The organism is Lentzea sp. NPDC059081, assembly GCF_042738015.1.
Lineage (GTDB): Bacteria > Actinomycetota > Actinomycetes > Mycobacteriales > Pseudonocardiaceae > Lentzea.
The window spans coordinates 45,621-59,142 of record NZ_JBHYGW010000019.1 but is presented as its reverse complement, the minus strand read 5'-3'; the positions used below and the strand labels follow the sequence as shown (position 1 = coordinate 59,142).

14 protein-coding genes are annotated in these 13,522 nt (G+C 70.8%); 7 read left to right on the top strand and 7 right to left on the bottom strand.

All coding sequences use genetic code 11. From position 1 onward, the window contains the following. Nucleotides 1-71: 71 nt before the first annotated feature. Nucleotides 72-1,754: a GNAT family N-acetyltransferase gene (locus ACFWV3_RS32305; RefSeq protein WP_382416840.1), complete on the top strand. Its 1,683-nt coding sequence runs from the start codon at nucleotides 72-74 to the stop codon at nucleotides 1,752-1,754. Continuing rightward, nucleotides 1,751-2,386 (top strand): GNAT family N-acetyltransferase, encoded by a 636-nt coding sequence (locus ACFWV3_RS32300; RefSeq protein WP_382416838.1) that lies wholly within the window; start codon nucleotides 1,751-1,753, stop codon nucleotides 2,384-2,386. Before ACFWV3_RS32305 ends, ACFWV3_RS32300 begins: the two co-directional genes overlap by 4 nt. Nucleotides 2,387-2,430: 44 nt before the next feature. Here ACFWV3_RS32300 and ACFWV3_RS32295 read toward each other — a convergent pair whose 3' ends face one another. From ACFWV3_RS32295 to ACFWV3_RS32285, 3 genes are read right to left on the bottom strand one after another with little or no spacing between them, the layout of a single operon-like run. Further along, complete coding sequence (locus tag ACFWV3_RS32295; RefSeq protein ID WP_382416836.1) at nucleotides 2,431-2,910, bottom strand: DUF5130 family protein; 480 nt, start codon at nucleotides 2,908-2,910, stop codon at nucleotides 2,431-2,433. Continuing rightward, on the bottom strand, nucleotides 2,897-3,142 hold the full coding sequence (locus tag ACFWV3_RS32290; RefSeq protein WP_382416834.1) for a hypothetical protein: 246 nt from the start codon (nucleotides 3,140-3,142) through the stop codon (nucleotides 2,897-2,899). The genes ACFWV3_RS32295 and ACFWV3_RS32290 overlap by 14 nt, the downstream gene beginning before the upstream one ends. 20 nt (nucleotides 3,143-3,162) lie before the next feature. Beyond that, nucleotides 3,163-4,353 (bottom strand): MFS transporter, encoded by a 1,191-nt coding sequence (locus ACFWV3_RS32285; RefSeq protein WP_382416832.1) that lies wholly within the window; start codon nucleotides 4,351-4,353, stop codon nucleotides 3,163-3,165. A gap of 282 nt (nucleotides 4,354-4,635) precedes the next feature. Here ACFWV3_RS32285 and ACFWV3_RS32280 point away from each other — a divergent pair, with 282 nt between their 5' ends. Beyond that, nucleotides 4,636-5,199 (top strand): DUF2345 domain-containing protein, encoded by a 564-nt coding sequence (locus ACFWV3_RS32280; protein ID WP_382416830.1) that lies wholly within the window; start codon nucleotides 4,636-4,638, stop codon nucleotides 5,197-5,199. 19 nt (nucleotides 5,200-5,218) lie between these two features. Here ACFWV3_RS32280 and ACFWV3_RS32275 read toward each other — a convergent pair whose 3' ends face one another. Next, the gene (locus ACFWV3_RS32275) at nucleotides 5,219-5,887 is read right to left on the bottom strand and encodes an HNH endonuclease (RefSeq protein WP_382416829.1); all 669 of its coding nucleotides are present in this window, start codon (nucleotides 5,885-5,887) and stop codon (nucleotides 5,219-5,221) included. A 151-nt stretch (nucleotides 5,888-6,038) separates the two neighbouring features. On the opposite strand from ACFWV3_RS32275, the gene ACFWV3_RS32270 reads away from it, so the two are divergent. The 4 genes from ACFWV3_RS32270 to ACFWV3_RS32255 all read left to right on the top strand — a co-directional run bounded on the left by ACFWV3_RS32270 (nucleotide 6,039) and on the right by ACFWV3_RS32255 (nucleotide 11,226). Continuing rightward, nucleotides 6,039-8,129: a prolyl oligopeptidase family protein gene (locus ACFWV3_RS32270; protein WP_382416828.1), complete on the top strand. Its 2,091-nt coding sequence runs from the start codon at nucleotides 6,039-6,041 to the stop codon at nucleotides 8,127-8,129. 89 nt (nucleotides 8,130-8,218) lie between these two features. Beyond that, a complete protein-coding gene (locus ACFWV3_RS32265; protein ID WP_330854626.1) occupies nucleotides 8,219-9,052 on the top strand; it encodes a mechanosensitive ion channel family protein in 834 nt (277 codons plus the stop codon). 140 nt (nucleotides 9,053-9,192) lie between these two features. Beyond that, nucleotides 9,193-9,576, top strand: coding sequence for a globin (locus ACFWV3_RS32260; protein ID WP_382416826.1), 384 nt, complete (start codon nucleotides 9,193-9,195; stop codon nucleotides 9,574-9,576). A gap of 57 nt (nucleotides 9,577-9,633) precedes the next feature. Next, a complete protein-coding gene (locus tag ACFWV3_RS32255) occupies nucleotides 9,634-11,226 on the top strand; it encodes a glycoside hydrolase family 13 protein (protein WP_382416825.1) in 1,593 nt (530 codons plus the stop codon). Nucleotides 11,227-11,247: 21 nt separating this feature from the next. Here ACFWV3_RS32255 and ACFWV3_RS32250 read toward each other — a convergent pair whose 3' ends face one another. The 3 genes from ACFWV3_RS32250 to ACFWV3_RS32240 all read right to left on the bottom strand — a co-directional run bounded on the left by ACFWV3_RS32250 (nucleotide 11,248) and on the right by ACFWV3_RS32240 (nucleotide 13,505). Further along, entirely contained in the window at nucleotides 11,248-12,378 is a 1,131-nt protein-coding gene (locus tag ACFWV3_RS32250) for a low temperature requirement protein A (RefSeq protein WP_382416823.1), read from the bottom strand. A gap of 76 nt (nucleotides 12,379-12,454) precedes the next feature. Next, nucleotides 12,455-13,081 carry a hypothetical protein gene (locus ACFWV3_RS32245; protein WP_382416821.1) on the bottom strand — a complete coding sequence of 209 codons (627 nt, stop codon included), beginning with the start codon at nucleotides 13,079-13,081 and terminating at the stop codon, nucleotides 12,455-12,457. After that, the gene (locus ACFWV3_RS32240; protein WP_382416819.1) at nucleotides 13,074-13,505 is read right to left on the bottom strand and encodes an acyl-CoA thioesterase; all 432 of its coding nucleotides are present in this window, start codon (nucleotides 13,503-13,505) and stop codon (nucleotides 13,074-13,076) included. The genes ACFWV3_RS32245 and ACFWV3_RS32240 overlap by 8 nt, the downstream gene beginning before the upstream one ends. Nucleotides 13,506-13,522: the final 17 nt, after the last annotated feature.

Here is a 13,522-nt window from a genome sequence, read left to right as displayed (position 1 = left end):
ATTCGTTCGAGGGGAAGGCCCCGCGCCGCTTTGATGGCGGAGCGGGGCCTTCCCGCTTTCCGGGGGTGTGCTTGTTCCGCTACGAGGTCGTGTGCCGGGAGCCCGACGGCCGGTACGAGGTGCTGGCCAGGGCCGTGGACGTGGACGGGCTGTTCGAGGACCCGGTCGCGGCCCCGCGGGAACGGCTCGTGCTGCGCGGGTGTTCCGCCGCGCCGGAGCTGCTCACCGGCGACCTGCGCCTCGACGTCGTGGGCTCGGCCGGCCGGCAGTGGTGGATGCTGTCCGACGTCGTCGTGCACGCCGTGCTGCCCGGCGGGGACGTCATCGCGAGCGCCTCCGCCAACCAGCTGCTCGACGACGTGGACCTCGGCCCGTCGCGGCCCGGGTACCTGCTGCGCAAGGACGGGGACGAGCTCGGCGTCTGTTCCGCGGTGGAGGGCTTCCCGCGGGCGTACGAGCACGTGTGGCCGCCGGTGACGTTGATCGGCTGCGACACCCCGTACCGCATCCGGCCGGTCGAGGGAGCACTGCGCGCCCTGGACCTCGACGGACGGGTGGTGGACCACGCGGGAGTCGCTTTGGACGTCGCGTCGATGGTCCCCTCCGCGGTCGGCGAGGGCCTGTTCGACGTGGTGCTCGACCAGTCCCGCTACGGAGAAGGGCCGGACCTGGCCCAACGTCCCGTGCCCGCCGCCCGTGCGGTGTGGCGCCGGTGGCAGGACGGCGTCCCGGCGGAGCGAAACCTGTGGGCGCCGCTGAGCCCCGAGAGCCGCATGTGGTGGAACGAGATCGCCCTGAAGGCGCCCCGCGCGCGTCCCACGGCCGGTGTGCACGAGGTCGACGGCAGGTACGCCACCGACGAGTTCGGCCTGCACCTCGCGTTGTGCGAAGCCCTTGTCGGGCCGGGACATTCCCTCGGCAGCCCGTACACGATCACCGGCGTGTACGACGAGTGGTGGTTCGTCCCGGGCATCACCCTCGTCTGGCAGGACGCGCACGTCGCCCACGAGGCGATGCCCGGCCACTTCGCCGGGTTGCTGAAGTACCTGCGGCGCAACGGGGTCGAGGTGCGGCTGTCCGCGCCCGGCCTGGAGGACCGGCTCGACCGGTGCGTGGAGATCGGCGCGCTCGTCGACCGCTGGGTGGCCGGCTGGGCGAAGGCGGAGGAGCTGCAGCCCGATCTCCTGCTGGACAACTGGCACGTGTGGGCCGAGCCGCCGGGCCCCGCGGAGGAGGAGCGGATCCTGGCGGGTGACGCGAACGCGGCCGCGCACGCGGAGGACGTCGCGCTGTCCCACGGCCCGATGTGGCTGACCGTGCCGACCGACTTCCCCGACGAGGTCACCGAGGTGGTGCGGGAGGCGGGGCTGACCGTCCACGAACAGAGGACGTTCCTGCGCCGCACCCTGGACGACCACCTCGCCCGCGCGTTCCCCGACGGCTACGAGATCTCGGTGGACCGGTCCGACGTCATCGAGGTGCGCGTCTTCCACGACGGCGAGGAGGTGGCGGGCGGGAAGATCGCGGTGATCGGCTCGGACGCGGTGCCGCATGCCGTGGAGACCGTGCCCGAGCACCGCCGGCGTGGGCTCGGCAGCGCCGTGATGGGTGTGCTCGCCCGGGAGGCGGTGGCGGCGGGCGCCGTCGACGGGCTGCTGGTCGCGACCGCGGAAGGCCTGCACCTGTACCGCGCACTGGGCTGGCGGACGATCTCCGACGTCGTGACGGCGTCCAACACCGAGGGAGAAGCATGATCGACGAGCTGGCCGAGCGCTGGCACCGCGGCTGGGTCGCGGCGGACGGGCTGACCTCCGCACGCCGGGACGGCCGGCTGATGGTGCACGTGAACCGGCCGCACCGGCAGTACGAGTGGATCGTCACCGACTCCGACGACGTCGCCGAGGCGGCCAGGGTCGTCGCGGCCTCCGCGGAACCGAACTGGCTCAGCGTGCTGACCGACGCGCGGGACGAGGTGACGGCGGCGATCGAGGCGGCCGGTCTGGTCGTGGCGCGGCCCGACGAGACGTTCATGCGGCGCTCGCTGGCCGACCACCCGGTGGCCGGCCCTCCCGCGGGCTACGAGGTCGAGGTGACCCGCGGCCCGGTCGTCGGCGTGCGGGTGGTGCGGGACGGCGAGCAGGCGGCGAGCGGCCTGATGGCGGTCGTCGGCGAGAACGCGGTGGCACACCGGATCGAGACCGCGGAGGCGCACCGGCGGCGCGGGCTCGGCAGCGTCGTGATGGGCGCGCTGGCGCGGGAGGCGGTGGACAACGGCGCCAAGACCGGGTTGCTGTTCTCGTCGACCGACGGCGTGCACCTGTACAGCAGGCTCGGCTGGGAGCGGATCTGCGGGCTCGTGGTCGCGCGGAACGAGGTCAGCGCGTAGAAAACGCCCCCGGCGGTGTGCCGGGGGCGTTTCGCGGTGCGAGATCAGGAACGGGGCGCGTTGCCCGCCTGGTCGGTCAGCATGCGCAGGCCGGAGATCAGGCCACCAGCGAGGTCGCCCTCCTTGAAGGACGCCACCATGCTCATCACGGCGAGCTTGGCGCCGCGGTCGGGGAGACGGCGGTGCGACTCCTCGCCCGTCACGACCTCCACGACGCGCTCACCCGGCGACACGGCCACGAGGACGTGGTGCGACGGGCGGTCGGTGGAGCCGTGCAGCTCCTCCGCGCGCTCCCGTGCGGACGAGCCGAGCTCGCCCAGGTACACGCTGAAGTCGAGGCCGGTCGTGCGGCTGGAGAGCGTGAGCGCCTCGTCCAGCTGCGCGAGCTGGGTCGGCGTGAACGGCAGCTCCGGCGCGTGCGGCTCGTACATCTTCGCCGCGGACACCCGGCCGCTGTTCGTCACGACAGCACCGAGCGGCAGCGTCGCGGGGTCGACGACCTCGATCGCCTTACCAGTTGCCACGGGCACCTCCCTTGGCGGTCGAACCCGAGGCAGCGGGCTCGGCGGCACCGCGGTGGTCCGCGCTCAACCCGGCAGGGTTCGCGCTCCACCACACCGGGGCGTAGCCCCACTCCTGGCCGGGCCGGTACCGGGGGATCCGGGTGGCCTTTGGCCTCACCGTCAGCAGCGTGATCACGCCGTAGATCGCCAGCGGGATCAGCGCGAAGACGAGGACGGTCTCCACGATGGTCACGGCGGGTACGGTAGCCGAACTCAGCCGCGCGCGAGCGGCCGGGCCAGCAAGATCGAGGCCAATCCCACGATCGAGCCCGCCACGACGTAGACCGCGCCGAGCGACGTCGCCGCCGCGAGCGGTCCGGCGAGACCGGCGCCCAGCGGTGCGAGACCCCACGCCAGGACCCGGTAGGCGCTGGTCACGCGGCCTATCATCGGCCTGGGCGTGAGCCGTTGCCGCCGGGTCGCGGACAGCACGTTCCAGCCGGCCGACGCCAGCCCGCACAGCAGGCACGCGACGACCGCGGCCCCGACCAGCGGCACGAGCCCGAACATCGCGAACGCGGCGCCGAGCAACGCCAGGAACCCGACCATCACCCGGCCGGCACCCCACCGGGACGCGAGCCGCGGGGACAGCCAGGCTCCTAGCAGAGCACCGGCCGCCATGCACACGACAAGGCCGGGAACCACCGGTTCGGCGAGGCCCAGTACCTGGATGGAGTAGAGCGCCAGAACGGCGTTGATCGCGGCCGCGCAGAAGGCTGTGATTGCAACGGCAACTACCAGTGACCGCAGCCCCGGAGTGGACACCAGGAACCGCGCCCCCTCCAGCAGCTGCCCGCGAAGATCGCTCCGCGACCGGGCCGGCGCGACGTCCGGGACCCGGGACACCAGCACCGCGGCGATCACGAACGACGCAGCGTCGAGCGCGAAGCAGGCCGCCGGCTCCCACCAGAAGAGCACCGCGGCGGCCAGTGGCCCCGCGAGGTCCATGCCGATCGTCTCGACGGCGACGAACCGCCCGTTGGCCGCCTCCAGCTCCCCCGCCCCCGCCAGTTCGACGAGCAGCACCTGCGACGCCGAATCCGCGAACGTCTCGGCGGAGGTCAGCACGAAAGCCGTGGCGCACAAGACGACGACCGTCGCGTGTCCGGAGTGGACCGCCAGCGCGAGCGAACCGGTCACCCCGGCGCGCACCCAGTGCGCCGCGACGACCACGGTCCGCGGTCTCCACCGGTCGACGAGCGCGCCTGCGGGCAGCGCGACGAGCAACCAGGGCAGCGTGAGGGCCACGGCGACCGCGGACACCGCGAGCGGGCTGCGGGTGCTCGCGGCGGTGAACAACGGCAACGCGACGACGCGCACGCCGTCGCCGACGAGCGAGACGGCCCAGGCGGCGGTGAGCCGTCTGAACCCCCGCCCCCGCACGCCTTCGGCGGTGTGACGCATGTCATGTTCCATCGAAACGGAGACTACAGAGCGTGTCCATACCGGCCAGTAAGGGCAATGAGCGCTCTCGTGCGGCGCAGCGGTTACGCCCGGTCAGGCCTCACCCGGTCGGAGGCGAACGGGTGCCGGTTTGGGGTCTTGTTCCCGGAACACCCACCTCTTAGCTTTTCACCTATACGGGTCTTGCGCACCCGCCCCGAACGAGCTGGAGGACACAAAATGTTCACGATGACCCGCCCCCAGGCCGTGACCTTCACTCTTCCGAGCTACAAGGACGATTCAGTGCGTATCACTGCCAGTGACTCCGTCCGGATCACGGCGGACGACTCCGTTCGGATCACGGCCCGCGATTCGGTGCGCATCACGGCGGCCGACTCGGTCCGCATCACCATGGCAGACTCCGTCCGCATCACGGCGAGCGATTCGGTCAGGATCACGATGACCGACTCGGTGCGCATCACTGCGCGTGAGGACTCCGTGCGCATCACCGCGCGGCAGGACTCGGTCCGGATCACGGCGCGTGAGGACTCGGTGCGCATCACCATGGACGATTCGGTCCGGATCACGGCGCACGACGACTCGGTGCGCATCACCGCTCAGGACGACTCGGTCCGCATCACGATGGACGACTCCGTGCGCATCACCGCGCACGACGACAGCGTCCGCATCACGGCCCACGACGACTCCGTGCGCATCACGGCACACGACGACAGCGTCCGCATCACGGCCCAGCGCGACGACTCGGTCCGGATCACCGCGCACGACGACAGCGTCCGCATCACCGCGCAGGACGACGACTCCGTGCGCATCACGGCGCGCCGGAGCGACTTCTCCCTCGCGGCCTGACCACCGGCGAAGCGGCAGATCAGGCCGCGGGTTCACCCAGGTACGGCAACCACTGCGGATCAGCCTCGGCCACGCCGGCGAGCAACCGCCAGTGCGGGCCGCGCGGCGCCGCGGGAACGACGCGCAGCCGCCAGCCCAGTTCGGACAGCAGCTTGTCCGCCTTGCGGTGGTTGCACTTCGCACAGCAGGCGACGCAGTTGGTCCAGGTGTGAGGTCCCCCACGCGAGCGCGGCACGACGTGGTCGATCGTCTCGGCCCGCCCGCCGCAGTAGGCGCAGCGATAACGGTCGCGGTGCATGAGCCCGGCACGGGTCATCGGCACGCGGCCGCGATAAGGAACGCGCACGTAAGTGCTCAGCCGGATCACGGACGGCACGAGCACCTCGGACTTCGACGAGTGCAGCACGAGCCCGGAGGCGTCCCCGTGGACGACCTCGGCCTTGCCGCACACCACCAGCACGACCGCCCGGCGCAGTGACAAGGCCGTGAGCGGCTCGAACGTGGCGTTCAGCAGCAGTACTTTGCGTCTTCCCCAGGGGAAAACCGCCGGCGTCGGACCGGAACCTCCCCCGTCTCGATCCCCATCCGGCACAGCCCGCAGCTCGGGCTGGTTTCGGCATGGGGGGACCGTCGGCGCCCTCTCGCCTGGAGGCGAGCCGCCGATAGGGGTCGGTTGTCGGTCTGGCACGCGACCACCTCCACCGGTTCAGCCATAGGAGACCACACTTACCAGGAAAAAATCACGTGTGATAAGTGACGCGTCATGGATGTGTGATCAAACCAGGGGTGAACCTGCTCCCTATCGGGGATCGTTTTCAACAGCCGCTACCCTTGACAAGGTGACAGAAGCCCCTTCCACGCCACTGCCCGCGACGGTCTCGTACCCGGTCGCCGAGCGGTTGAACCTCGTCGAGCAGATCCACGGGCGCACCGTCGCCGATCCCTACCGCTGGCTCGAGGACGCGGCAGACCCCCGCACCGAGGAGTGGTCCCGGGCGCAGGACGTGCTCGCCCGCTCGTGGCTGGACGCGATGCCCGGCCGCGACCGTCTCGACGGCAGGTTGAGGGAGCTGATGCGCACGGGTTCGGTGTCCACGCCGACCTGGCGCGCCGGCAGGGCGTTCTTCACCCGCCGCGGCCCCGAGCAGGACCACCCGGTCATCGTGGTGCGCGAGGCCGACGGCACCGAACGCGTGCTGCTCGACGTGAGCGCGCTCGACCCGTCCGGCAGGACCACCCTGGACAGCTGGTCCCCCAGCCTCGAGGGCACCCGGCTGGCCTACCAGGTGTCCGTGGGCGGCAACGAGCACTCGCTGCTGCACGTGGTCGACGTCGAGTCCGGCGAGCTCGTCGAGGGCCCGATCGACCGGTGCCGCTACTCCGCGATCGGCTGGCTGCCCGGCGGCGACGAGTTCTTCTACGTCCGCCAGCTCGACCCGGCCCTGCTGCCCGAGGACGAGAAGCTGTTCCACCGCCGCGTGTGGCGCCACCGCGTCGGCACGGACCCCGAGACGGACCTCAACGTCCACGGCGACGGCCAGGCGCACACCTTCTACTACACGCTCAACGTCTCGCACGACGGCCGGTGGCTCGTGGTGAGCGGTGCGCCCAGCACCATGAAGCACGACTCCGTGTGGATCGCGGACCTGCACGGCGACGCGGCGCTCAAGCCGGTGATCCTCTCCGACGCGGGCGTGCAGTGCTCCGCGTCGGTCGCCCGCGACGGCCGCCTCTACCTGCACACCAACCACGGCGCGCCCCGGCAGCGGCTGTGCGTCGCCGACCCCGCGAACCCCACCGAGTGGACCGAGCTGATCGCCGAGGAACCCGACTCGGTGCTCGACGGCGTGCGCTGGCTGAACGGCGACCTCGCGGTGCTGCGGACCAGGCACGCGGTGTCCGAGCTGCACCTGCACGACGCCGCGACCGGCGCGCACAAGCGGGAGATCCCGCTGCCCGGCACGGGGTCGGTGCACGGCATGTCCGTCGTGGACCCCCGCACCGGCCACGACCAGGACACCCTGTGGTTCGGGTGGACGGACTTCGTGACCCCGCAGTCCGTCTACCGGTTCTCCAACGGCGAGACGGCGCTGCACGAGGCGGCGCCCGGCCGGGTCGAGCTGCCCGCGGTGACGACGCAGCAGATCGCGTACACGTCCAAGGACGGCACGACCGTCCACATGTTCGTGGTCAGCGGCGAGCAGAAGCCCGACCTGCCCCGCCCCGCGCTGCTCACCGGCTACGGCGGCTTCGCGATCGGCCGCGGCCCCGGCTACAGCGCCACCACCCTGGCGTGGGTCGAGGCGGGCGGCGTGTGGGTGCACGTGTCGTTGCGCGGTGGCGACGAGGAGGGCGAGGACTGGCACGTCGCCGGCATGCGCGCCAACAAGCAGAACGTGTTCGACGACTTCCACGCGGCGGCCGAGCGGCTGATCCGCGACGGGTGGACCACGCCGCAGCAGCTGTCGATCATGGGAGGCTCCAACGGCGGCTTGCTCGTGGGCGCCGCGCTGACCCAGCGGCCGGAGCTCTACGCCGCGGTGGTGTGCTCAGCGCCACTGCTCGACATGGTGCGCTACGAGAAGTTCCTGCTCGGGCGGCTGTGGGCCGACGAGTACGGCAGCGCAAGCGTTTCCGAGGAGCTGGGCTGGCTGCTCTCCTACTCGCCTTATCACCAAGTGGTAACGGACGTTGAGTACCCTTCCGTGTTGTTCACGGTGTTCGAGTCGGACTCCCGCGTGGATCCCAACCACGCCAGGAAGATGTGTGCCGCGTTGCAGCACGCGTCGTCGAGTGATCCGGCCAAGCACCCCGTGCTGATCAGGCGCGAGACCGAGGTCGGTCACGCGGGCAGGTCGGTCAGCCGGACGGTGTCTCTCGCCGTGGACCAGCTGACGTTTCTCGCGAATGCCACCGGCATGGAGTTGTAGTAGGAGGGCACGACCACGTGACGAGTCCCGTGGATGACGTCGCCAACAAGACCGCGCAGGCGGTGGGCTTCTTCGAGAAGTACGGCCCGATGATCCTCGCGGGCGCGATCAAGATCGTCGTGATCCTGATCGCCGCCTTCGTGCTGCGGGCCGTGCTTCGCAAGATCATCGACCGGATCACCATCCCCGGCAAGGAAGGCAAGAAGCCGGGGCTGCTCAAGCCGCTGCGGGAACGCGCACCGCAGGCGCTCGGGAACCTCATCTCCGAACGCCGCGAGCAGCGCGCCCGCACGATCGGCTCGGTGCTGAAGTCGATCGTCACGATCCTGATCTTCGGGATAGCGTTCCTGGAGATCATGATCGTGGTCGGGCTCGACATCACGCCCGTGCTGACGTCCGCGGGCATCCTGGGCGTCGCCATCGGCTTCGGCGCCCAGAACCTGGTGAAGGACTTCCTGTCCGGCATGTTCATGCTGCTGGAGGACCAGTACGGCGTGGGCGACGTCGTCGACCTCGGCCCGTCCATCACCGGCACGGTCGAGGCGGTCGCCCTGCGCACCACCACGATCCGCGACACCGGCGGCACGGTCTGGTACGTCCGCAACGGCGAGATCCTGCGCGTCGGCAACTCGTCGCAGGGCTTCGCGGTCGCGGTCGTCGACCTGCCGCTGAGCTACGGCGCCAACCTCGCGGAGGCCACCGGCGTCCTGGAGCGCCGGGCCGCCCAGGTGGCCGAGAAGGAGCCGCTCAAGTCGGACATCACGGCGAAGCCCGACGTGCTGGGCGTGGAGAAGTTCACGCCGGAGGGCATCACGCTGCGGGTCACCGTGAAGACGCGGCCCGGCCGGCAGTGGGCGGTGCAGCGCAACCTCCGTGCCCAGCTCATGCCCGCGCTGGAAGAGGCCGGGTTCACGGCCAAGTAGCCCAAACACGGATGCCGGGTGAGTTAGAACACGCATTCGAAGCGGTGATCACCCGGCGTCCTGCCAGTTCACCCGCCTATGGCAGGGCCAACACCCGGGGTGGTCTGCACGCGCCCACCCGCGTGAGTCAGGATGGTCGTGTGGGAAACCCCGTGAGCTTCTTCGAACAGGTCGGTGGCGAGGAGACGTTCCACCGCATCGTCGCGCGCTTCTACCAAGAGGTGAAGTCCGACGACGTGCTCCTCCCCCTGTACCCCGAAGAGGACCTCGGACCTGCGGAGGAGCGGCTGAGGCTGTTCCTGATGCAGTACTGGGGCGGACCCCACACCTACTCGGACAACCGGGGCCACCCGAGGCTGCGGATGCGCCACGTGCCGTTCAAGATCGGTCCGATCGAACGGGACGCGTGGCTGCGCTGCATGAGGATCGCCGTGGACGAAGCCGGTCTGGACGAGGCCCACCGCAAGCAGCTCTGGGACTACATGGAGATGGCGGCGAACAGCTTGATGAACAGCTGGTCGTGACCACCCATCACCCGTTCGGGTCCTTTGGCAGCGAGACGAATGGCAGGATGACCCCTCGTGCGACGATCCTCCGACCTCACCCCCGAGATCGCCGAAGAGGCCGCCTGGTGGCGTGACGCCGTCTTCTACCAGGTGTACGTGCGCTCCTTCGCCGACTCCGACGGCGACGGTGTCGGCGACCTCGAAGGCATCCGGTCCCGCCTCGGCTACCTGGAGCTGCTCGGGGTCGACGCCCTCTGGCTCACCCCGTTCTACCGCTCGCCGATGGCCGACCACGGCTACGACGTGGCCGACCCGCGCGACGTCGACCCGCTGTTCGGCGACCTGGCCGCGTTCGACCGGCTGGTGGCGGACGCGCACGAGCACAACATCCGGGTGACCGTCGACCTGGTGCCCAACCACTCGAGCGACCTGCACGAGTGGTTCCAGGAGGCGCTGCAGGCCGGTCCCGGCAGCATGGAGCGGTCGCGCTACATCTTCCGCGAGGGCCGCGGCTTCGACGGCTCGCAGCCGCCGAACAACTGGGTCTCCGTCTTCGGCGGCCCCGCGTGGACCCGCGTGCCCGACGGCCAGTGGTACCTGCACCTGTTCGCGCCGGAGCAGCCCGACCTCAACTGGGAGCACCCCGAGGTCCGCGCCGACCTGGAGCACACGCTGCGGTTCTGGCTGGACCGCGGCGTCGACGGCTTCCGCATCGACGTGGCGCACGGCATGGCCAAGCCCGAAGGCCTGCCGGACATGGAGATCAGGGTCCAGGCGCCGGGCGTGCTGTCCGACGACGCGCACGACCCGCGCTTCGACAACGACGGCGTGCACGAGATCCACCGCATGATCCGCAAGGTCATGGACGGCTACCCCGGCACCATGGCCGTCGGCGAGATCTGGGTGAAGGACGACGAGCGGTTCGCCGCCTACGTCCGTCCCGACGAGCTGCACCTGGGCTTCAACTTCCGCCTGGTCGAGGCGGCCTTCGACGCCGACGCCGTCCGCGGGGCGATCGAGCACTCCCTGGCCGCCGTGGCCCTGTCCGGCACCCCGGCCGCGTGGACGCTGTCGAACCACGACGTGGTGCGGCACGTGACGCGCTACGGCGGCGGCGAGCTGGGCGAGCAGCGGGCCCGCGCGATGGCGCTGGTCGAGCTGGCCCTGCCCGGCGTGATCTACCTCTACAACGGCGAAGAGCTCGGCCTGCCGAACGTGGAGCTGCCGGACTGGGCCCTGCAGGACCCGACCTGGGAGCGCTCCGGCCACACCGAGCGCGGCCGCGACGGCTGCCGCGTGCCGATCCCGTGGGAAGGCACCACGCCCCCGTTCGGGTTCTCGACGGGCGCGAACACCTGGCTGCCGCAGCCGAACGAGTGGGGCCACCTCACCGCGGAGGCGCAGCTGGAGGACCCGGGCTCGATGCTGTCGCTGTACCGCGAGGCGCTGGAGCACCGGAAGTCCCACGCGTCGTTCGCCGGCACCGAGCTGGAGTGGTACGGCGCGCCGGCCGGCTGCTTCGCGTTCCGGCGCAAGGGCGGCGGGCTGATCTGCGCGCTGAACACCTCCGGGGCGTCGGTGCCGCTGCCGCCCGGTCAGGTGCTGCTGTCGTCGGGGCCGATGGACGGCGAGCAGCTGCCGCCGGACACTGCGGTCTGGCTGGTCTGAGGTCGGTGCTGCGGGCGTTGCCTACGCCCGCAGCTTCTCCTCCGCCGCCAGCAGCGCCCCGAACACCAGCACCAGCGCGGCCACCTGCGCGATGGCGAGCCACAGCCCGATCGGCACCGTCGCGAGCGCCGCGACGGCCGCGATGACCCGGAACCGGTTGCTGCCGATCCTCAGCCGCCACCGGAAGTAGATCTCGCCGACCAGGAAGATCGCCGCGCCGCCGCCCAGCGCCAGCGCGCCGCTGAGGTACAGGTGCTCGGTGGCGTGCCCGATGGTCTTCTTCACGCCGACGGCCACGACGACGATCCCGAGCAGGATCGGGGCGTGCGCGAAGCCGAACGCGGAGAGGGCCGCACGCGCGCGGTCGGGTGCGGACATGGCGGCGAGGCTGTGTTCGGCGCGCAGGTCCTGTTCGCGGCCGAAGTAGCACCACCAGAGCGCGTAGACGAGCGCGAGGCCGAGCAGTGCGGCGACGACCAGTTGCAGGCTGAGCGGCAGGCCCGTCGCGCCGATGCCGATCGCGATGATCGACTCGCCGAGCGCCACGATGACCACGAGGCCGTGCCGTTCCACGAAGTGCGCCGACCTGATCCGGAACTCGCCGTGCCGCCGGTTCACGTACGGCGAGACGACCATGAGCACCACGGCCGCGGCCCACGCCGCCGCCCGTCCCACCGGGGGCAGGAAGCCGCCGGCGAACACCAGGCCGGCCGAGCCGAGGTTGAACGGCGCCAGCCTGGCCATCGCCGCCGCCGAACCCGGTCCGCCCGCCGAGATGAACAGGCCGGAGTGCACCAGGTTCACGATCAGGTAGCCGATGCCGAACGCGACGCCGGCGGCCCCGAAAGCGTTGGGGATCGCGAGCGCGATCACGAGGAACCCGCCCATGCCGGCCATCAGCAGCAGCCGCCGCGGGGTGGTGCTGGGCGGCACGGAGTTCGTGAGCCAGACGTACCCGAAGTACATCCACAGGATCACGAACAGCATGATCACGACCTGTGCGAACCCGAGCGGCGACGTGTCGTCGGCCAGCGTGCGGGTCAGCTGCGTGATGGTGAAGACGAAGACCAGGTCGAAGAAGAGCTCCAGCGTCGAGACGCGGTACTCGGCCTCTTCGTGAGCCTCTCCGGCTCTGTGCGTTTCGGCGGACACGCGCGACATGGTGCCACGCGCATCCGCTTGCGGCGCAGGGTTTTCCCGAACGGCGAACCTGCAGCTAGCTCCAGGTTCAGACGATCAGCGGCAGCATCGAGTGGCGGCGGCGCACGACCGCGCCGAACTTGGCGTCGATCCGCAGCCACGAGTCCGTCGCCGTCACGCGCACGTCCCCGTCCTCGGCGAGGAAACCCATGCCCGACAACGCGAACAGGCACCGCAGCGGGATCTTCACGTCCAGCCCGGACCCGGTGACGGTCAGCACCGTCTGGTCGAGCAACGAGGCGGGCGGCGTGCCCTGCGGCCCGGTGTTCTCCCGCGCGACCTCGACGCCCTCGTCCGCGATGTCCGACACGACCTCGACGGGCAGGTGGTCGACGAGCAGCCAGCCCTCGGCGGGCGGCAGCGCCGAACGCCACATCAGGTCCTTGGCCGGTCCGGGGTCGATGCGCTCGTCCCGCATGACCGCGAGCCCGGTCAGCAGCTCGGACCCGGCCACCGTCACGTCGGCCGGATTCGCCTGTCCCGCAACGGTTCGCGTGGCGAGCGTGTCGAACGGCGTGGCAACCCACGCGTCGAGCCGCTCCTCGTCGCGGTTGCGCAGCCGCACGACGGTCTGCGCGTCGAGCCGCACCGCACGGGCCGCGAACGCCCCGAGGTCGTCTCTCTCGGCCGCGTCGGCCAGAACCAGCTCAGGCACCACTACCCCCTGCCCGCCACCCGGCGAGGAAATCGCGCTCGGCGTCGGTCAGCCGACGCGGCCGCGCGGTCGTCACGTTGTACGGCGCCATCAACGTCTCCGCCCTGGTCACCACAGGGCTGTCCGGCTCACGGCTGCCGCGCACCACGTAGTCGAGCGTGAACGACGCGGACTTGAGCTCCCGCACCGACATCTCGACCACGATGTCCTCGCCGGTGAACACGATCGGCGCGAGGTAGTCGACGACGAGCTTCGCCACGACCATGCCCTCGGCCATCTCCTTCACGCCGTGGCGGGACGCCTCGGTGAAGAGCAGCTCGATGCGGGCCTCTTCCAGCAACGTCACCGTGTTCGCGTGGTTGACGTGGCCGAACGCATCCATGTCCGACCACCGCGGCCGCACATTAGTGACGAAGACACCCATGCACGGACCCTACCGCT

Excerpts from the sequence above, each read along its gene's own strand:
- ACFWV3_RS32300 (WP_382416838.1), top strand. The coding sequence starts at position 1,751 with ATGATCGACGAGCTGGCCGAGCGCTGGCACCGCGGCTGGGTCGCGGCG.
- ACFWV3_RS32285 (WP_382416832.1), bottom strand. The coding sequence starts at position 4,353 with ATGCGTCACACCGCCGAAGGCGTGCGGGGGCGGGGGTTCAGACGGCTC.
- ACFWV3_RS32265 (WP_330854626.1), top strand. The coding sequence starts at position 8,219 with ATGATCCTCGCGGGCGCGATCAAGATCGTCGTGATCCTGATCGCCGCC.
- ACFWV3_RS32240 (WP_382416819.1), bottom strand. The coding sequence starts at position 13,505 with ATGGGTGTCTTCGTCACTAATGTGCGGCCGCGGTGGTCGGACATGGAT.